General features: G+C 62.8%; 13 protein-coding genes and 1 pseudogene. 3 read left to right on the top strand and 11 right to left on the bottom strand.

The genetic code is table 11. The features are described from left to right. Positions 1-56: 56 nt before the first annotated feature. The 3 genes from EN949_RS11350 to EN949_RS11360 all read left to right on the top strand — a co-directional run bounded on the left by EN949_RS11350 (position 57) and on the right by EN949_RS11360 (position 2,474). Positions 57-659 carry a cytochrome c oxidase subunit 3 gene (locus EN949_RS11350; protein WP_127365589.1) on the top strand — a complete coding sequence of 201 codons (603 nt, stop codon included), beginning with the start codon at positions 57-59 and terminating at the stop codon, positions 657-659. A gap of 1 nt (position 660) precedes the next feature. Beyond that, positions 661-1,002: a hypothetical protein gene (locus EN949_RS11355; RefSeq protein WP_024502345.1), complete on the top strand. Its 342-nt coding sequence runs from the start codon at positions 661-663 to the stop codon at positions 1,000-1,002. Positions 1,003-1,235: 233 nt separating this feature from the next. Next, on the top strand, positions 1,236-2,474 hold the full coding sequence (locus tag EN949_RS11360) for a cytochrome c (protein ID WP_164754757.1): 1,239 nt from the start codon (positions 1,236-1,238) through the stop codon (positions 2,472-2,474). On the opposite strand, the gene EN949_RS11365 is transcribed toward EN949_RS11360, so the two are convergent. The 11 genes and pseudogenes from EN949_RS11365 to EN949_RS11420 all read right to left on the bottom strand — a co-directional run. Continuing rightward, a complete protein-coding gene (locus EN949_RS11365; RefSeq protein WP_127365587.1) occupies positions 2,446-2,871 on the bottom strand; it encodes a c-type cytochrome in 426 nt (141 codons plus the stop codon). The two genes, EN949_RS11360 and EN949_RS11365, sit on opposite strands and share 29 nt — an antisense overlap. 70 nt (positions 2,872-2,941) lie before the next feature. After that, positions 2,942-3,265 (bottom strand): hypothetical protein, encoded by a 324-nt coding sequence (locus EN949_RS11370; RefSeq protein ID WP_013533226.1) that lies wholly within the window; start codon positions 3,263-3,265, stop codon positions 2,942-2,944. Between the two features lie 538 nt (positions 3,266-3,803). Further along, on the bottom strand, positions 3,804-4,007 hold the full coding sequence (locus EN949_RS11375; RefSeq protein ID WP_013533227.1) for a CsbD family protein: 204 nt from the start codon (positions 4,005-4,007) through the stop codon (positions 3,804-3,806). A 151-nt stretch (positions 4,008-4,158) separates the two neighbouring features. After that, the gene (locus EN949_RS11380; protein WP_127365586.1) at positions 4,159-4,767 is read right to left on the bottom strand and encodes a hypothetical protein; all 609 of its coding nucleotides are present in this window, start codon (positions 4,765-4,767) and stop codon (positions 4,159-4,161) included. Positions 4,768-4,779: 12 nt separating this feature from the next. Further along, the gene (locus EN949_RS11385; RefSeq protein ID WP_245458925.1) at positions 4,780-5,769 is read right to left on the bottom strand and encodes an OmpA family protein; all 990 of its coding nucleotides are present in this window, start codon (positions 5,767-5,769) and stop codon (positions 4,780-4,782) included. Beyond that, positions 5,756-6,280 (bottom strand): hypothetical protein, encoded by a 525-nt coding sequence (locus tag EN949_RS11390; RefSeq protein ID WP_013533230.1) that lies wholly within the window; start codon positions 6,278-6,280, stop codon positions 5,756-5,758. The genes EN949_RS11385 and EN949_RS11390 overlap by 14 nt, the downstream gene beginning before the upstream one ends. A 32-nt stretch (positions 6,281-6,312) precedes the next feature. Next, a complete protein-coding gene (locus EN949_RS11395) occupies positions 6,313-13,698 on the bottom strand; it encodes a hypothetical protein (RefSeq protein WP_127371687.1) in 7,386 nt (2,461 codons plus the stop codon). A 147-nt stretch (positions 13,699-13,845) separates the two neighbouring features. Further along, positions 13,846-15,141: an isoprenylcysteine carboxylmethyltransferase family protein gene (locus tag EN949_RS11400; protein WP_164753428.1), complete on the bottom strand. Its 1,296-nt coding sequence runs from the start codon at positions 15,139-15,141 to the stop codon at positions 13,846-13,848. 69 nt (positions 15,142-15,210) lie between these two features. Continuing rightward, complete coding sequence (locus EN949_RS11405) at positions 15,211-16,209, bottom strand: hypothetical protein (RefSeq protein ID WP_164782492.1); 999 nt, start codon at positions 16,207-16,209, stop codon at positions 15,211-15,213. Between the two features lie 209 nt (positions 16,210-16,418). Beyond that, complete coding sequence (locus tag EN949_RS36145) at positions 16,419-18,026, bottom strand: hypothetical protein (protein WP_127371688.1); 1,608 nt, start codon at positions 18,024-18,026, stop codon at positions 16,419-16,421. Between the two features lie 583 nt (positions 18,027-18,609). Then, positions 18,610-19,194: pseudogene (locus EN949_RS11420) on the bottom strand (helix-turn-helix transcriptional regulator); the annotation flags it as partial.

Consider the following 19,194-nt stretch of genomic DNA (forward strand, 5'->3'; position numbering starts at 1 on the left):
GTTTCGATCGGCTTCATCTGCTGGTTCTGGCCGAAAGGCGAACCGGAGGACGAGGAATGAGGCACCGCCCCGTCGCCGACGTCAGTCACCTGCCCACATACGATTTCGGGTCAGCGAGTCCGATGTGGTGGGGAACCCTTGCCTTCATTGCCCTCGAGGCAACCGGTTTTGCCTTGGCGATAGGCACTTACTTCTATCTGGCCGTGCTGGCCCGGCATTGGCCCGTTGGGGCCCCTGCGCCAGATCTGCTGCCGGGGACGGCAGTGCTGGTTATTCTGGTTGCGAGCGTCGTGCCCAACCACATGATCGAGGTTTGGGCACGTCGCCAGGACCTGGCGAAAGTTCGCCTTGGCATGGTCGTCATGTCGATCGTCGGCATTCTTCCGCTGATCGTTCGCATCTGGGAATTTCCGGCTCTGCGGATTTCCTGGGATCAGAACGCTTACGGATCGATCGTCTGGTTCCTGCTCGGGCTGCATACGACGCACCTCCTTACCGATGTCGGCGACACGATCGTCCTGGCGGTTCTCATGTTCACGCAAAAAGGCAAGGCAGGCCGCCGCTTCAGCGACGTCTCGGACAACGCCTTCTACTGGGACTTCGTCGTCGTCTCATGGGTCGTGCTCTATCTTGTTATCTATTGGGCTCCGAGGATGTGAGATGCAGGCGATCCGTACCGGCGTTTCCTGGGCAGGCCTGGTCAGCGGACCAGTTGCGTGGGCAATAACGCTGCAGCTCGATTATTCGATTGCATCCTGGCAATGCCACGCCGGCTTTCGTCCCACTGCCTTGTTCTCGTTGACAGGCGCCGCTGTCGCCTTGGCAGGCGCGCTGCTGTCGTGGCACGCCGTTCATGACCGCGGACATGGTACGGTTCCGCCCCTGAAGGCGCGCACGCGCGCATTCCTTGCCAGGACTTCCGTGGGCATCGGGGCGCTGTTCACGCTCATCTTGCTGGCGCAACTGATGGCAGGGCTGATCTTCAGCGGGTGCGAACTGTGACAAGGTCAAAGACCCGGAGATTGGCCGTCCGCCGGTGCGCGCCTTGGCCTGCCGCGGGCATTCCATTCCCGGCCGTCACCTCCCGGGCGGTCGCGCTCGTCTTGGCATCGTTGGCGCTTTGCACTGAGCTGCGGGCGAGCGAAATCCAGAAGGGTGAATACCTTACCCGAGCGGCCGACTGCATCGGCTGCCACACGTCCAATCCGAGCCGCCCGTTCGCTGGAGGCTATCGCGTGCCGACACCCTTCGGCGACGTATACTCGACCAACATCACACCTGATCCCGACACGGGCATTGGACGCTACTCCGCGGACGAGTTCGTGCGGGCCGTGCAGAAAGGTATCAGGCGCGACGGAGCCGATCTCTATCCCGCCATGCCCTATGACAGCTTCGCCGCGATGAGCCGCGAGGACGTGCTTGCGATCCGGACCTACCTCCTGGCGCAGCCGCCGATCTCGCAGCCGCAGCCGCGAAACATCCTGCCTTTTCCATTCAACCAGCGCTGGACAGTTGCGCTGTGGAAGCTCGCGAACCTGCATACCGGCAGTTTCACGCCCGATCGGAACCGGACCGCCGCATGGAACAGGGGAGCCTACCTGGTCGAGGTGCTCGGCCACTGCGGTGCCTGCCACACGCCAAGGAATGCGACGTTCGGCATGGATGAAGACCACAAGCTTGCCGGCGGCACCGCCGGCATCTGGCAGGCCTTCAACATTACCAGCGACAAGATCGCAGGCGTCGGCGGCTGGAGCAACGAAGAGCTGTCTCGATTTCTCAAAACCGGCGCCGTTCCCGGGAAGGCTTATGCGGGCGGGCCGATGGCGGAAACGGTCATGAACAGCCTGCAACATCTTTCCGATGACGATATCCAGGCCATCGTCGCTTATCTCAGGGACGTGCCCGCCCAATCGGGAGACGAAAAGCAGCCGCGGTTCTCATGGGGTAACGCGGCCACGGCCGACGGCGATGCTGGAACCGAAGGGATGACGCAAGGCAGCGGGACCGCAGCCGGCGATGATCTCTATCGATCGCTCTGTTCGACGTGCCATGGGGCGAACGGAGGCGGATCGTCAGACGGATCCTATCCGTCCTTGACCCGCAACAGCACCCCCGGCGCGGCCACACCCGAGGATGTCGCCATGACCATCCTTGAAGGCGTCAAAGCTGGCGACGTGGCGGGGCGTAAGTCGATGGCGGCCTTCGGCGGCTGGCTGGACGATGGCCAGGTGGCAGCCCTTGCAAATTACGTCACCGCTCGGTTCGGAAATCCCGACGTCAGCGTTACCGCGGCCGATATACGCCAGATGCGGGCCGGCTCGACAACAGGCCAGACAATCATGGTTCTGGCGGCTCAATCACTTGTGGCGTGCGCCGCCGTGTTGATGCTTGGGCTGCTGCTTCTGCTGGCAAGGCGCCTGCGCCGTCGGACCAGTTCAGTGCGCCTCATGTCCGCGCATAGAGATAGGCGGTGATGTCGCGCGCCTCTTGAGGCGACAGATTTGTATTGGGCATGGCCGTGTTCGGGTCTACGTCCCGCGCTCTGCTGATCCAGCGCATCATCGCATCCGGGCTGGCTCGCGATGCCCCGATATATCCTCTTTCGACGACGCCCTGTAGGGAGGGACCGACGGTACCACGGGCGCCGGGCACCCCCGGGATTTCGTGACATCCGCCACAGCCGTTGCGGATCATGGCCGGGACGGCTCGTTGAGGGTCACCGCCGATCGCCTGCACAAGCGTGGTTTCTCGCAGACTGTTGCTGCGAACCGATCCGCTGGCGAAGACGGCAAAACCGATGGCGACAGCCGCCGATGCTCCTGCCAACCACCAGAATTGGGGCGGCGCTTGCTTGGCGGCCTGCCGGTTCATCTGCGCTTACCGCTCTCAGCGCTCAATGCTCTGCCGAAGCACTGGTCCGGCAACGGATTGAGGAGCCGGGTCATTTATTACAGTTCTGCACATTCGATGTTGTCGTGCCCGTCGCGGTGTTGTTGTCGATGTCGTTGCCTGCCGAATCTTTGCAGCGGTCAGTCATGCCACCTGATTTCGTTGTGGAATTTGTCGAGTTTGTAGTGCTCGGATCGGAAGGATTCACGGACGTTCCAGAGCCGGTGCCGCTGTTGCCGCCGGTATTTCCAGACGTAGCCCCGGTGCCGTCGTTCGAGCCCGAACCGCTGTTGGAGCCGGAACTGTTCGACTGTGCCACTGCCGATGTGGCCAATGTGAGCGCGAGCACAGCGGCGGACAGAAGTTTGACGATCATGGTGGATCTCCTGGTTGGGTGTACCGCCACCAAACCAATCCTTTCCTGATATGTTCCCGGCGAAATCGTGTTCAGCAAAATTCTTGTGAAACAGGTTTTGTGCCGGCACTGCAGACCGGCTAGCCGCGCGACGGCGGTCGATATAGGTGCGCCGCCTTGGCGTCGTCCGGCCGCGGAAGCAGCGCTGGCCGCATGCCCTCGCCTGAAGCATAGTTGCTCACTGGTGGCCGCTGCCCGCGTCCCCGACCAATGCCCGATCATCCCCGGATCGGAGACAGCTCAATCATCGCCATGAAAGTCATAGCAACGGGCCGAACACGAATATAGCCAGTAGAGCAAGAAAAATCACGGCGATAACTGCGATCGCCCACGTGACAATTCTTCTTGTCCCCCGTTGCTCCTGCTTACGAGAGATATTTTCAGCCACAGTACGAAATCCTTGCTGCAAAACTCAACCGACGACAAGGCTCAGCGCCCGCATGGTCCTGCCGGACTGTTGGGCCGCGTCCTGGAATGGCCACAGCCGGGGCTCACATGCCTACCAACCCTGCCGCCCGTACCAATCGTCGACATCGCGCCGCACGCGGTCCTTTTCGATGCCGTAACGCTCCTGGATCTTGCCTTCGAGTTGATCGCGCTTGCCGGCGATGCGGTCAAGGTCGTCATCGGTGAGTTTGCCCCACTGCTCCTTGACCTTGCCTTTCACCTGTTTCCAGTTTCCTTCCACGCGGTTCCAGTCCATGACACCGTTCTCCCTGTTTTGGAAAGGTCCGGAATAGGAAACGCAATCCAGTCAAGGATGTTCCTGGAAACAGCCAACGCGCTGCCCGATGCCGAATCGGTTGCCAGAAGTTATCGCCCCTTGCGGTCCCCGGAAGGCGATGGGTCGCTGCTCATTGCCCAGCAAGCTTGCAGTTGCTGGGATAGGTTTCGATGGTGATGGCATCGCCCGCCGGGGTTTTCGCGTTCCTATAGCTGCGTCTGATCTCGACGTTCACGTCCGGCACCGTCGGCTCGTTTCCCGGAAAGAGACCAACCGACACGCTTGCGTGGACGGCAATCGGAGACGTGCTCATTGCCACCTTGGACGCGCAGCCAAGCAGCGCAAGGGCCTGCGCATCCGCATCATCCTGGAGCTCCGGCTGCAGTGAATTCTCCACGCACGCCATGAGCGCCGCGGGGTCGGGCATCACTGAAGATGTTTCGCCTGAACCGTATATGGAGGTTGCCGTCACATCGGTCCCGTCGACGACGCCGGTCGTCAGGGTTTGCGCGGCGGGCAAAGTGAATGTGATATGTTCCGACGTCAGCGCCAGGTCGCCGCTGGCCCCGCCGGGATATGAAAGGGCGAGCGGTGCGGTCCAGCCCACGACCAACTTGTCTTCGCGCGCGCAGTCGATGGTGATGGATGCGGCGTCGGCGATGCGGGAAGCGCAGGCCAGCGCCATGAGCGCGCACAGCCCGGTGTGGCCAAATCTTTTGAAGTCGTGCACAGGCTTCATGATCCGAACCGGCTATTGCACGACAAGCTCGACGCGGCGGTTCTTGGCGCGCCCTTCGTCGGTGTCGTTGGATTCGATCGGGCGTGACAGGCCCGCCCCTTCGAATGAGAGCCGGGCGGGATCGATGCTGTAGCCGCCCACCAAGGCCGCGGACACATTGGCGGCGCGGCGGGTAGAGAGATCGAGATTATAGGCGGCGCTGCCCGCATTGTCGGTATGGCCAATGATCTTGAGGCGCAGCGCCGGCTTGTCGGTCAGCACCTTGGCGATCTCGTCCAAAGCCGGCTTCGATTCCGGCTTCACGGCGTCCTGGTTGTAATCGAACAGGATGCCATAGAGATTGACGCTGCCTTGCGAAGCGAGTGAATCCGACAGATCCTCGGGAGCCGCCGTCGCCACCTTTGCGGGATCCATGCCCTTGGCTTCCAGCACGCGCACGAAGACGACGGCCCCGTCCTTGTCCTCGCCGGCCATGGCGCTCACATAGATGGCACCTTCCGGCCGCTCGAGCTTGGCCAGGAGGTAGCGGACATGGTCGGCATAGGCGGTCGATATGCCATTGGTCGGATCGAGCTGTTCGCCCAGCAGGTAGAGGTCGCGCAGATTGCCGACCAGGCACTCCTGATCGGCGCAGGAGAAAAGGATGCTGAAGCCTTTCGCCTTGAGATCGGCCTCATAGCTGCTCGCGACCTCCAGCGAAGAACTGCCGGGCGGCAATTCATAGCGCAACTCGCTGGCTCTTCCCTGCTGCTTGAGCCATTCCGGCCCCGACCTGTCCTTCATGGCATTGCGCTCCAGCAGCGCGCCATAATCATGCGGTGACTGCAGGAACACCAGCTCATCGAAATCCTTCGCCTTGCAATAGGCGATCGTCGCGCCCTGGAAACGTCCGACGAACGGATTGTCGGTGCAGCCTTCGACATCTTCGGCCTGCGCCAGCAAAGAGGAGAGCGCCAGGCCAAGAGCCGTCAGGCCTATCCGAAGAATTCTAGTCCGGTACACATTCGTCTCCTTCGACATGCTGGCCTTGTCGGCACGGCACGCACCGGCCGTTCTCCAAGTGATCATTGTGCGAGCAGGTCTGCTCCTCCTCTTGCTCCACAGGGGGGAACTCGCTCTCGCGGCATTTGCCGCGGCGGAACTCCGTGCCTTCCGGGCAACCTCTCGCCTGGTTCTTCTTGCCCCTTCGGTCGCGCACGCATTCACCGTCCTGCCTATGGAAGCCGTCGGGGCATTCAAACCTTCTCTTCTTGCCTCTTCGGTCGCGCACACATTCGCCGTCTTCCTTGCGAAAGCCGTCCGGGCATCCGAACCTTATCTTTATCTCGAAGGCGAGCATCTGCGGCGCCTGATCGAGCTTGCCGTTTTTGCTTTCCGCTTTCTGGACGGAGCAAGGCGCTTCATAGCAGACGTCGGTCAGCGGGGCTCCGGCATGGAGTTCAGTGGGGTGAAAGATCGAAACACCCGCCATGGCCACCATGCCCGCCAGTGTCGCGAAGAACGAGGGTTTCACGGATGCAATCTCCCGATGTCATTTCACTTGGCTCAATTGACGCGATCGATGCACTGGCCACTGGATTCCCGCGTGCCGGTCGGACACACGCAGCCGGACGACGTGCTGACCTGGTCGCCTCTGCATTGCTGTTGTTGCGGTTGTGGTTGTGGTTGTGGTTGTGGCGCGGGGTTGTCGTTCGGGCACTTGCTATACCGGCCATAGACGACCGTGCCATCCGGACAGGTCTTCTTGCGGACAGGCCTGGTGCCCTGATCCGGCTGTTGTGGCTGCTGATTCTGGTCGCGGATCATGCGGCACCTGCCGCGCCCAAATTGATATCCCTCCGGGCAGCAGTTCGGATAGACCCCGACGGGCCGGTTGGCGGGACAAGATTGCTGTTCCTGCTGCTGATCGCGCACCGGGCGGCACCTGCCACGCCCAAATTGGTATCCTTCCGGACAGCAATTCGGATAGACCCCAACGGGCCGGTTGGCGGGACAAGATTGCTGTTCCTGCTGTTGATCGCGCATCGGACGGCACTTTCCGCGTCCAAACTGGTAGCGCTCTGGGCAGCAATTCGGATAGGCCCCGACAGGGCGGTCAGCGGGACAGAACCGTTGCCTTGCGCGATCGACGCAGACGCCGGTCGCGGCATCAAGCACCTGGCTCCGGCGGCACTTTACCTGGGCCGGCTGCGGGGAGCGGCATTTGCCATTGCGGTACTCGGTCCCTTGCGGACAGCAATTGGGATAGGCACCAACCGGCCGATCCGCGGGACAGATTCCTGGCTGCTGCTTGATCCTGTTGAGCACGCAGGCATTGCCCTCGGCATGGCTGCCGCGTTTGCAGGCGATGCACCGTCCGGTCCTTGCATCCTTCACAAGGCCGCTGCCGCACTTGACCTCTATGGGTGCCGTCTTCTGAGAACGGCATTTGCCATTACGATATTCCGTACCTTGCGGACAGCAATTGGGGTACGCCCCCATCGGCCGATCGGCGGGGCAGACCCTGGCCTGCACCTGCGGAGCCTGCTTGATCAAGCCAATTCCGCCGCTTCCTGGGCCGGCGGCCTCGCAGGCCTTGCCGGTCCATTTGGTGTTGGCGGGGCAGGCGCACAGGCCATTGCCGGCGAGGATCATGCCGAACTTGCAGGTGGCGGACGGGACGGCGAGGACCGGCGCCGCCTCGGGCGTGATCGGCTTCGAGGTGGAAGCGCCGCCGGTTCCGCTGCAGCTCTTGCCATCCCATCTGGTGTTGGGCGGACAGGCACAGATGCCATTGGCGAGCACCATGCCGCCTTGACAGGTCTGCACGGGCGGGGTCAGGGAAACCGTCTTGCAGGACTGATCATTGATGCCGGGCGTTCCGTCCGAGACGTCGGCGCAATTCGAGAACCGGCCTGCCGAGGCATCGCTCGGCAGGCGCACGACCATGTTGAAGTTGCGCGGGCCGAACTCGCTGCCTTCGGGGGCATCGAGATCGAGGCGCACGGGGCCGGGCGATGTGCAGGAGAACGGGATCTGCGTCGGCTGCGTCGCGCAGGGCAGTGGCGGCGTGATCGAGACGATCTGCGCCGAGGCAAGCCCCGTCAGTTTGTCGGAAATGGTGACCGGCGCGTTGTGGTCGATCGGCCCCGGATTGAACAGCCTGAGGGCGAAGTGGCAATCGCCGCCCAGGGTGCAGGATTGATCGCCGGTCTTGGTGACCTTGACGCTGAAGGGGTCGAGCTTGACCGACGCGCAGCCTTCATTGTCATTCGGATTGCTGTCAACCGGCGGTACTGTCGCGCATAAGGTGAGCGTATCGTTCTTCTTCCATGTCGCCCCGGCGATCACCACGGCATCGGCATCGAGGAATGTTTCCGGGGGCATCGACACGGCGCTCTGACACGCGACAGTCTGGGTGTCGCCATCCTTCTTGCTGCAGGCGCCGGTGCCTTTTACTGTGAGACCGGCATTGATGAACTGAACGATGCCATTCCGGACCTTGGCGTTGAATGGCGGCGGGCCGACGACCGTATCCGACCCATTGCTCTTCACGCTGACTCTGAAGCGGCACACCTCGTTGATGCCACACTCGCCAACGCCGTTCGGTTTGCCGTTGGGAGGGAGGACCTCGACCATCAGGTTAGCGCCCTTATGCACCTCGTCCTTGATGGTGACGCAGCGGCCGGCGAAATCCCTGTCGAACGGACTGGGCTTGGCGTTGGCGGCCGGATTATAGTCGATGCAGTTCGTGTAGGTCGGAGAAACCCTCGAGGTTTTGACCAGCACCCGGCCGCTGAGCGTTTCGCCGGGTTTCAGAACATTCGTGCCCTTGTTGGTCGAGATGCATCCGACGGTGCCATTGGTGGTCGAGCACGCGAAGTCGCCATCGACGGTCTCGATCGTGGTGTCGGTGATGGGCTTGAAATCCTCCTTGATGACAAAGGGGCCGGAAGCAGCGTCAGTTCCGACATTCTTCAGCAAAATTCCGAAGGCGCAACTCGGCACGCAAGAGGTGGCCGCGGTGAATTTCTGGGCCCTGAGCAGCGGGCCTTTGACCAGCGGAATGCTGGCGCATGTCTGTTCGCCGCCCGCGAACGAAGCGCAGGTCTTGATCGCAGTCGCATTCGTTCCGCTGCCGGGCTTGAACGTCATCGACACGGGCACAGTCTTGCCGGGCTGAATTTTCGCCGTCACCGCGGAGGTGCAGGTTACGTCATTGCCGTCCTTCTTGCAGGAGATCGGCGCGGTCACACCGGGGACACTTGCTGCCTCGCCGCCGCCCTCCATCGCGATGTTGGGGAAGGCGCTGCCGTCCGGCTGCGATAGATGGACGGTGAAGGAGAGCGGCCCATTGAACTCCGGCGCGTCGGCGGGATTGCTGACTGATGTCGTGAAGACGCATCCGCCGCCTATGTCCGAGCATTGCGCCACCGCCGGATTGTGCGCCAGCGCGAGGTTCTTGGGCTGTTCGGGCTGCGGCGCGGGCTGCAGCAGCCGGGCGGTGGCGCAGGACGGTGCAGCCGCGCCTTTCAGCGTGGCGCAGTTCTTCATTTCCTTGACCGCGCCGATGCCCTTGCCCAGATCGGCGGTGAGGGTGATGCTGACGGAGCTTTTCGCCGCGAGCGTGACCGCCGGGTTGGAGCAGATGAAACCCTGCCCCTGCCTGGCGCAGTTGAATTTGGGATCGGAGGCGGCCGAGACGGTGGCGCTGTTGAAGACGGCGCCGTCGCCGGTCACGTCGTCGGTGAATTCGACCGGTCCCTTGACCTCGGCATCGCTTGTGTTGGAAATCGTGACGTTGAAAACGCAGCGGTTTTCGACGCAGGTGGTGAATGTCTTCACCAGGCTGAGCGGCCCCGCGGTCGAGGCTTGCGGATCGACCTGGCCGCCGCCGCCCGGCGGATCGACCTCCTCGATGTTGACCACAGCGCATTGTTCCGGGGCCGGCTCCCGCACCTTGCCACCGCCACCAACGCCATCGCCCTCGTCCGCGCCGGGATCGGCTCCGCCGGCACCCGCATTCCCGTTGGCGGCAAGCTCAGCTTTGCAGGCGGCGAGCTTGTTCTGAAAGCTTCGTTCGACAGCAACCACGACCAAGGGTGAACGGACGCACATATCCATCACGGTCTTGGGGGTGAAGGAAATGGCGTTCTTGCAGTTCAGAGCCTTCATCTGGTCATTCAGGGCCACCGTGCTTTTGACGAGAGTGGGGCAAGTCAGTCTCACCTGCTTTTCGCGGGCACATTCCACATGCCTGTCGAAGCGAGCCTTGTTCTCCGCCTCAAGCATGGGATCAGCCGTGCTGGCGCGCGCCATGCAAAAATCGATATGTTTCTGGTTGTCCATCGACCAGCGAATTTCGGGACCAGTCGGCCTGCATCCCTCCTCGCCGAGTGTCTTTGCCGACAACATGGCCATGCCGGCATAGCCTTCGCAAAACCGGCTCGCTTTGCAGGTCCACCAACTGCCGTCGTTCCGAAACGTGTCGATGACACCTGCTCGATTGATGTGATCGCCCTGGACGCTCCCGTCAGCGGTGATGTCGCCTTTATAGAGACCGGTGTCGCCGGTGTTCCAGGTCACGTTCAAAGTGAACCTGGTGCCGGATATGGTGCCCCTGACCACGCCGCTAATGGCACCGCCACCATCCTTTGGGAAAAAAGAGGCCTGGCCGATGGCATTGCCGTTCGGATCGACTTCCATATGGTTAAATGAAATCTGCAAGCCGTTGCTTTGCATGACGACGAAGCCGTTCTTCTTCATCCCCCATTTCGTACAGTCTTTCGTAACGCTCGACACGCCGCCGATATTGCCGCCGGGATTGTCGATGAAATGCAGAAGGCCCTTGCCCTCGGCGAGCGATGCTGATCGGAAGGCCGCATAAGTAATCAGCGGGCGCCGGCTCATCGGTACCGTAAGCTCGGCCTTCTTCTGCGGCACCGCGGCCGGGGACGTCATCGCGCAATTCTTCACCGTCCTGGTGCCGGCTGGCAGTTCGAGGTCGAAGCGCAGCGAAACGCTTCTTGATTCCTTCGGCCCGAGCGCCGTGGCCGCATTGCCGAACGAACATTTGACCGGCGGGCCACCCTTCTCGCAGGCGAAGGGTGGGGGCAGAGCATCGTCGGAAAGCTTGGCGCCCGCGACATCGATCGTGTCGGTGAAGGGTATCGGACCGGGCACCGGCGCATCGGTGGTGTTGGTGAGCGTGATCTCGAAGGTGCACGGTCCTTTGAGCGGGCAGCTTGCCGGGCCTTTCTTCGAAATCACCACCGGCCCGGTCTGCACCGGCATGTCCGGATCGAGCGGCAAGGTGGCGCAGGCCGGCGCCGCCGGCTGTCCGCCGGCGTCTCCGTCCGGCGGGTTGCCGCCCGCCTCTGGCGCGCCAGGCTCTGGCAGCTTGTTGTTGAGGGGTTCGTCGAAGGCAATCGCGGCCGTCGCCTCGCCGGCCAGCGGTCCAAAGGTGACAGCGGCCTTGCTCTGCACGAAATCGGCTTCGCCACCTTCGGTCGTGTCGATGGTAAAGGCGATCTTCATGGAGCGGCTTTCGCCGGGAGCCAAGGTGAGCTCCGGCTGTTGGCAATCGAGCTCCCGCCCATCGGGCTTGCATTGCAGGCCGGCCGGCACATTCAGGCTGGTAGGGGAATTCTTCGCCTGGCTCTGAGTTCCGACCGACAGGGTCTGTATGACCCGGAAGGGTCCAGTGACTGCATTGGCGCTGGTGTTGGTAACCTTGACCTCGAACTCGCAGGTCCCAGCCTTGGGCGAGCAGCTCGCCGGCACGCCCGAGGCCTGCACCGCAAGACCGTTCGCGTTGCTGGCCGTCGGCGGCGGCAGCGCGGCCGGCTGTTGATTGTTCGCTTTCTGCTGATTGCCGGGAGGCGGCGTCCCGCCGGCGAGGACCGCGCAATTCCTGACCTCTTTCGTTTCCGGCGGGGTATTCGGCGCGAAGACAAGGCGCATATCGAGCTTGCCGTTGGCGGGCACCGGCCCCGGATGCGTACAGGTGAAGGGCGCCGCCTTGCTGCATTGCCAAGGTGCGTTGGGTTCGCCGGTCAGCGTCGCCTGGGGCGCCTCGATCTGCTCGTTGATCGTGATGGGACCTGGAACTTCTGGCCCGTCGTTGCTGACTTCGATGTTGAAGGCGCACCCGCCCTTGGGGGAGCATTTCGGCACGGTGCCCGTCTTGGTCAGCGTGAGCTTGCCGCGGGTCTGGCCGCCGTCACCTTCAACATCGGGAAAGCCGGTCCCGCCGCCGCCGTCGACATCCGGAAAGCCGGTCCCGCCGCCGCCGTCAACGCCTGGAAAGCCGGGCTGGCCGCCGCCGCCCTCGACACCGGGAAAGCCAGGTTGGCCGCCTCCCGGTATACCGGGAAACTGTTCGTCCGAGGCTACGGCTGGGAATCCGCTGCCGCCTTCGCATTGCGAGAGAACGGCAACGCCGCCGGCATGGCCGCGCGCCGCCGCATCATCCTGAGCCGGATCAAGGGCAACGAAGGCAGTTGGAACGTCTGCGCCGGCAGCAGCCTGAAACTGGCTTGCCGCACCAATCTGCAGACCATGGACAGGCTTTTGCCGATCCAGGACATCGCCGGAAGCAAGCAGCGTTCCGCCGCAGGCGGTGAGGTCGAGGCTGCCGTCGGGCTTGTAGGCATATTGCAGCGCCACGCCGCCGCTGGCATCGCGCCGCTCGATGGACTGACCAACGGGATAGGTGAGCGTATCCAGTTGCCAGGCCGATGCTGTTTGCGGATCGTCCGGGGCTTCGGGCGCATAGCGGATCACATCGGTGGGGCCGCCACTGACAAGTGCCGCAAAATCACCTGCATTCTGCACCGCATTGCGCAGCGCCAGGACCATGTCGCCGCTGTTGTCGAAGACTATCGCCGTGACCGTGCCGGGCTGCGAGGCGTCGACGCCGACCTCGATGCGGGCATCCTGCATGAAGGAGCCATCCTCGGCGAGGCCGACGGACCAGATTTCAGGACCTTCCGCGACAGCGTAATAGAGCCGCTTCCCGTGCACCGCCATGCCGTCGATCCGGCGCGCATTCTGCGTAAAACCCCAGGTCGACGGATTGGCCGCGTCGAAGTCCGGAGACGTGACGTCGAGCTGCTTTGCATCATCGGCGACGGCCTCCTTGCCCGCCAGCGGCCCGCCCTGCAGTCCATGATCGAACTGGCCGGCATCGGTGCCGGCAGTCGGGCCCTTGAGCTGATGAACTAGCCCGGTGTCAAGGTCGGAAACATAGAGCGAACGGCTCGCGGGATCGAAGGCAAGGCCGCCGATGCCGGGCCCGCTGTTGATCGCGCCTTCCTTGGAGAGCTCCGCATAGAGGCTGGCCTCGCCCGTCGCGCTGTCTATCTTCCAGATCGCCCCGGCGCCGCCAAAGGGGGCCTTGCCGAACAGACCCTCCATGAACTGGGCGCCGGGAGCCCCTCTCGTCAGCCGGTCGGGCTGTCCGTCGCCATCCTTGTCGGGGCCGACAATATAGAGGCCAAAGGCGGACGTGGCTGCCGCATAGAGGCCGGGCGTGCCGCGCTCGTCGGCCGGGAGCGTGTCGAAAACCAGCCCGAATACATGGCCGATATCCCCGGCCTTGAAGTCCTTGCGCAGAGGCAGATCAAGCTGCTGGCCGGCCAGCGGCGCGGCAACGAGGCTTCCGTCATAGATGCGCAGCGTGACCCCGTCGGGATCGATGACGGTCTTGGAGAGGGGATCCACGCCTGGCGGCAGCCCCTCGACCTGAAGCCTGACCCCGGCAAAGCCGGAGGCCGCGATATCGCCCGGCTTCAAAACATTCTGCGTCTGGGTGTCCTCGGCCGTCTGGGTGTCCTCGGCACGAGAGGCGGGGGGCATCGACAGCAATGCCACTGTGCCGACAAGCGATGCAATCGCCAGCCAAAACCCAAGGATGAGGAAGGAGCGCGCGAAAGGTAATGCTTTCGGCATTGCCGAGACCCCGACTTAGCGACTGTCCTTGCTCTTCCGGATCAACCGCGAGGAGTGTCGCCTCTCCCCCGCAAGGCACGGCATCGATCCAGAGCCGATGCTGAAAAATGCCGTTAAAAGCCAGGGTCGCCTAGTCATCATATGATGCTAAAATGAGCGCGAGGCAGGGGGCTGCACCAACTTCAGCACGCGGGCCACGAGGCCATGCTCGGCGATAAAGGCCTGGTAGTCCCGATAGATCGGGTCGGCGCTCAAATGCCGTTCCTCGGTCCTGGCGCGCAGGTAATAGACAAGATTGGCGGCGCCCAGCATCAGGCAGGATTGAACCGCCGTGAGCCAGCCCGCACCAGCGACGAACGGCACCGAGATCAGCCACCAGCAAAGATTCTTGCTCAGATAGGCCGGATGTTTCACCCAGCGATAGGGGCCGTTGGTGATGATTCCACGATGGGTGAGGTTGGAGAATCGCAGGCCGAAGGCCGCCGTCGACCAGACATAGATGAAAACCAAGAGCAGAATGGCGCTGCCCCATAGTACATAGAGCCAGGGATAGGGCGCCAGGACCTTGTCCCAATGGAGCTCGTCCAGTTCATATTGAATGTAGTGCCCCTGCGCGTCCACAAACGGCCGGTAGCAGATGAGGCAGATGGCCCAACCACCAATCGTCGGCTCGGTGCTCCTTATGTGACTGTCGATCACCCGCAACGTCAGCGTATAGGCAATCACCGCCAAGAGCACATCCAGAAGGTAGAAGACATCGATGAGCCGGGCGAAGACATCCCGGAAGTCCCACTGCGGGAACAGCGGCGCCGACCACAGCGCGCCGAGATCGTTATTGGCATAGACGAACATCAAGGGCAGGAAGAAAGCCTTCACGAGCCAACCCCGCGCGTGGGCGGCCAGCATGCTCCAGTTCGCCGGACGGTTCCCGGCGAGCAGCAGAGGAAGCTGCGCGTAGGCATCGAAGGGATCGCGCTGCCGGCGGTCGACATGGAGAATGTAGAAAGGCGAAGCGACAATGAGGCCCGGCAGCAGATACAGAGCGGCGTCCTTGAACGGCTGATAGAAGGCGTCGCCATATTCCGGCAGGAGGGCGTATAGCCCCGCAATGCACCCAATGGTCATCCAGAAGCCGACGAGCTTGTGAACAAGCCGCAGCGGATCGACAGGCCGGATCGCGTCCCGCGCCAGTTCCGTGGTGGGATTGAGCTGGACACGGTGGACGAGCAAGTCCACGGCCAGCATGACGGCGGCCGACAAGACCAACACGGCGAGCGTCTTGAGATGGGCAGCTTCAGTCCAGTCGCGCAAAAGCCATACGTTTGCGAGGGCCATGAGCACGCCTGCCATACCGGTCCACTGGCCGCTGGCCGAGCCGGGACATGCCGGGACCGGGGCGGCAGGGTTCTTTTCGCCGCCTTGGGCATGGACACTCTGGTCCACTGGAACATCCATACACGTCTGCCGCCGGACGTCCATTCGATCAAGTCCTGCCGAGCTGACTGAGCTGGATTATCCGCCGCCCAATCCACCCGATGTGCCGCCGCTGGTGTTGCCGGACGTACCACCGCTGGTGTTGCCGGACGTGCCACCACTGGTGTTGCCGGACGTGCCACCACTGGTGTTGCCGGACGTACCACCACTGGTGTTGCCGGACGTGCCACCACTGGTGTTGCCGGACGTACCACCACTGGTGTTGCCGGACGTACCACCGCTGGTGTTGCCGGACGTGCCACCACTGGTGTTGCCGGACGTACCACCACTGGTGTTGCCGGACGTGCCACCACTGGTGTTGCCGGACGTACCACCACTGGTGTTGCCGGACGTGCCACCACTGGTGTTGCCGGACGTGCCACCACTGGTGTTGCCGGACGTACCACCGCTGGTGTTGCCGGACGTACCACCGCTGGTGTTGCCGGACGTGCCACCACTGGTGTTGCCGGACGTACCACCACTGGTGTTGCCGGACGTATCACCACTGGTGTTGCCGGACGTGCTACCACTGGTGTTGCCGGACGTACCACCGCTGGTGTTGCCGGACGTACCACCACTGGTGTTGCCGGACGTACCACCACTGGTGTTGCCGGACGTACCGGAACTCTGTCCGGAAGTGCCCGATGTGCCGCCGGACGTACCGCCACTGGTGTTTCCGGGTGTGCCGGAACTCTGCCCGGAAGAGCCCGACGTGCCACCGCTCGTTCCGCCCGACGTGCCGCCACTGGTGTTGCCGGATGTGCCTGAGCCCTGCCCGGAAGAGCGTGGGCTCTGTCCGGAGGTACCCCATATGCCTGAGCTCGAGTGTCCAGACGAGCTGGAGGAGGAACGGAGCTTTTTGTGTTTTCCCGAATCCGTGACGAGCACAAAAAAGCGTGAACCTCCGCACCTTCCATGCTCCAGGGTGCCTGGGCAGCGATCATAGGTTGTCTTCGCTGTCGCTATGAATTGGGGAAAGCCCACGATCGCCACGGCCGCGGCCGCCGCCACTCCGATGAAATAGATCGCCGTCTTCATGAACGCCTCTTTGGCCATATTTCGGTGGAAGAGGTCCGGGCCCATCCGGGAACCACACCGGTCAACTCCAATGCAGAACATTGCCGGGAAGAGTGCGAGCCGCCTAGTCACCATATGATGCTAAAATGACTCGGATTCGGGGCCGCGATCGCGCTTGCGGAAAGCCCGTGCAAGTCGGACATCACGCGCAATCGCCTAGATCCGATAGCTCATTGCTGGAATGGATGTGCCGATTTCAAAAGCGCAACAAGCTGGCTTTGTTGATTCGTTCCCGTCTTGCGAAAGATACGGTTCAAATAAGTGCGCACGGTCGAGAATTGCAGGCCGGCTTCAGCCGCCGCCGCCTGCAGATTAAGGCCCTTGGCCAGCGCGGTGGCAAGCCGCACTTCCGCCGCCGTCAGGTCGAACAGGCCGGTCAATATGGTCGGCGAGGGCACCAGAGCGCTGGCGCTGATCGCGGTGGCGACAATGAGCAGATCGCAGCCGCCAAAGAGATCATGCGCGTCCCGCTTGAGCGGCAGGACATGCACCACGACCGGCGGAGGCAAGGCGCTGCGCAGCGGAATGGAGCGCGAAACGGGTTCGCCGTCGCGAGCCTGCACGGCCATCTGGAACAAACGGTTGCTTTCCGGATTGGCAAGGGCGATACCGCCGAACGCCGTCGCCACGAAGAGCGTCTTTTCCTGATCGAACAGCGTGTTCGTTGCCCTGACGCGACCATTGCCGGCGAGGACGGCCGCCGGAAGTCCGATCGTGGCCAAGGCATTCACCGTGCCGCGGGCGCGCTCCAGGCCCAGGCGCGTGGCCGCGAGGCTGGCGCGCGCCATGTCGGGTCGCAGGCGGTCGAGCAACGCAAAATGCTCCGGTTCGTGGGCGCCGTCTTCCAGGCCGTGAACATGCATTTCGAAGCCGTCGGGAATGCGGCAGGCAACCTCTGTCATCATGATCATCGCGCAGCGCTCGGATGCCAGGCTGTAGGCGCGGGCATCGACGAAAGACGCCACCGACAGCACCAGCCGTGCCAAGTCGGATCGTTGGCGATCCGATGGCACTAGCAGCGTCCCGCCGGTTCCCCGCATGACACCGTCCACCAACGAGCAAGCATCCACGACCAGCCGCTGCAGCTCCTGCGTATCCTGCACACCGGTGGCGACAATCGTGCCGTCCTTGAGAGTCAACGGACTGTCCCGCCGTGCCAGTATCGCTTCGGCGGCCTCGTTCATCTGCGCGATCTGGCAGTGACCGTTGACCAGAAGGACGCCGAAGGGCAGACGCGCGAACGCCGATGCCAGCGCCGAGGTGTTTTCAAGCCGCCGGCCGATCTGCCCGGCGCGCAGGACATGCGGCACGATCTTCTGCAACAGCTCGATGTCTTCCTTGCCAAACGCGTCCTGCCTCGGACCGCGATCGACACTCAAAATCCAGTGCGACCCGTTGGCGGCGATCAGGTTGCAGGCGAGCCCCTTATAGATGTCACGCGGCCTTAGCCAGTCCTGCCAGAGTTCGCTGCGGCGGAACGCCGGCTCATCAGGTGGCGGCGGCCAACGATAGACTTTGCCGACGGGCAAGGCCGCCGACGCCGCTGTCAGAGGATCGCGCATCAACGTGTCGATGGCCTTTTGCGAACTTAATTCCGGGTCGAGGTCGGATGCGACCGCCTTGGCCGTCCGCGGGCTGACGTGCAGGATGCACGCGCGCGAACCGCCGAACAGGTCACGCAGGCTGGTGACCGCGTCGAACCATCGTTCCTGGTCGTAGGCGGCTTCGTAGACCCTGCCAACAACGGCGGATACCGCTTCGGTGGTGACGTCAGCCATGGGGGGCCTTCGATCCTTCGAATGCTCACGTTTTCGTGAAGAAGCCTAACACATGGAAGCTCTCGCGCAAGTTGCACTGGTGCTGAGCCTGGGATGCCGCCCTCGTTTCCGGCCCATCGTCAATTAGCAAAAATGAAGGTGCCCCCCGGCTCTGGCCTTAGGGGTTCCCATTGACGCGTGCCGGCTTTTGCCGACGTGGATGGAAGCTTGGGCGGAGGCGCTGGCGTGACGGGCTTTGCGGGCTTTTCTTCCTGACCGCTTGGCGCTGGCGGCACGCTCTGCTCACGTTCACCGAAAGCCCATAGATCTTCCATTCGCCGTCTTCCGGCGCAAACAGGGGTGGTGTGTGGATGTTCTCCGCATTGCAATCTGTGCTTTTATGCGGTTCTTGGGGCGTGGAAAAGGAGAGCTTGATGCCTGAAATGCTGCTGGCAACGCTTTCCAACATTCGGACGGTTGAGGAAATGATCGTCGCCTTCCGGGATGAAGAGCATTGCCGGCGGCTCCTGGAAGGTGTGGTGTGCCGCCTCCGGGCCGCGCCGTGCAAGTCGGACATCACGTGCAATCGCCTAGATCCGATAACTCATTGCTGGAATGGATGTGCCGATTTCAAAAGCGCAACAAGCTGGCTTTGTTGATTCGTTCCCGTCTTGCGAAAGATACGGTTCAAATAAGTGCGCACGGTCGAGAATTGCAGGCCGGCTTCAGCCGCCGCCACCTGCAGGTTAAGGCCCTTGGCCAGCGCGGTGGCGAGCCGCACTTCCGCCGCCGTCAGGTCGAACAGGCCGGTCAATATGGTCGGCGAAGGCACCAGCGCGCTGGCGCTGATCGCGGTGGCGACAATGAGCAGATCGCAGCCGCCAAAGAGATCATGCGCGTCCCGCTTGAGCGGCAGGACATGCACCACGACCGGCGGAGGCAAGGCGCTGCGCAGCGGAATGGAGCGCGAAACGGGTTCGCCGTCGCGAGCCTGCACGGCCATCTGGAACAAACGGTTGCTTTCCGGATTGGCAAGGGCGATACCGCCGAACGCCGTCGCCACGAAGAGCGTCTTTTCCTGATCGAACAGCGTGTTCGTTGCCCTGACGCGACCATTGCCGGCGAGGACGGCCGCCGGAAGTCCGATCGTGGCCAAGGCATTCACCGTGCCGCGGGCGCGCTCCAGGCC

The organism is Mesorhizobium sp. M7A.F.Ca.US.007.01.2.1, from assembly GCF_003998165.1.
Taxonomy (GTDB): domain Bacteria; phylum Pseudomonadota; class Alphaproteobacteria; order Rhizobiales; family Rhizobiaceae; genus Mesorhizobium; species Mesorhizobium ciceri.

Coding starts and splice junctions, on each gene's coding strand:
- EN949_RS11350 (WP_127365589.1), top strand. CDS start 57: ATGAGGCACCGCCCCGTCGCCGACGTCAGTCACCTGCCCACATACGAT.
- EN949_RS11355 (WP_024502345.1), top strand. CDS start 661: ATGCAGGCGATCCGTACCGGCGTTTCCTGGGCAGGCCTGGTCAGCGGA.
- EN949_RS11365 (WP_127365587.1), bottom strand. CDS start 2,871: ATGAACCGGCAGGCCGCCAAGCAAGCGCCGCCCCAATTCTGGTGGTTG.
- EN949_RS11370 (WP_013533226.1), bottom strand. CDS start 3,265: ATGATCGTCAAACTTCTGTCCGCCGCTGTGCTCGCGCTCACATTGGCC.
- EN949_RS11375 (WP_013533227.1), bottom strand. CDS start 4,007: ATGGACTGGAACCGCGTGGAAGGAAACTGGAAACAGGTGAAAGGCAAG.
- EN949_RS11380 (WP_127365586.1), bottom strand. CDS start 4,767: ATGAAGCCTGTGCACGACTTCAAAAGATTTGGCCACACCGGGCTGTGC.
- EN949_RS11395 (WP_127371687.1), bottom strand. CDS start 13,698: ATGCCGAAAGCATTACCTTTCGCGCGCTCCTTCCTCATCCTTGGGTTT.
- EN949_RS11405 (WP_164782492.1), bottom strand. CDS start 16,209: ATGAAGACGGCGATCTATTTCATCGGAGTGGCGGCGGCCGCGGCCGTG.
- EN949_RS36145 (WP_127371688.1), bottom strand. CDS start 18,026: ATGGCTGACGTCACCACCGAAGCGGTATCCGCCGTTGTTGGCAGGGTC.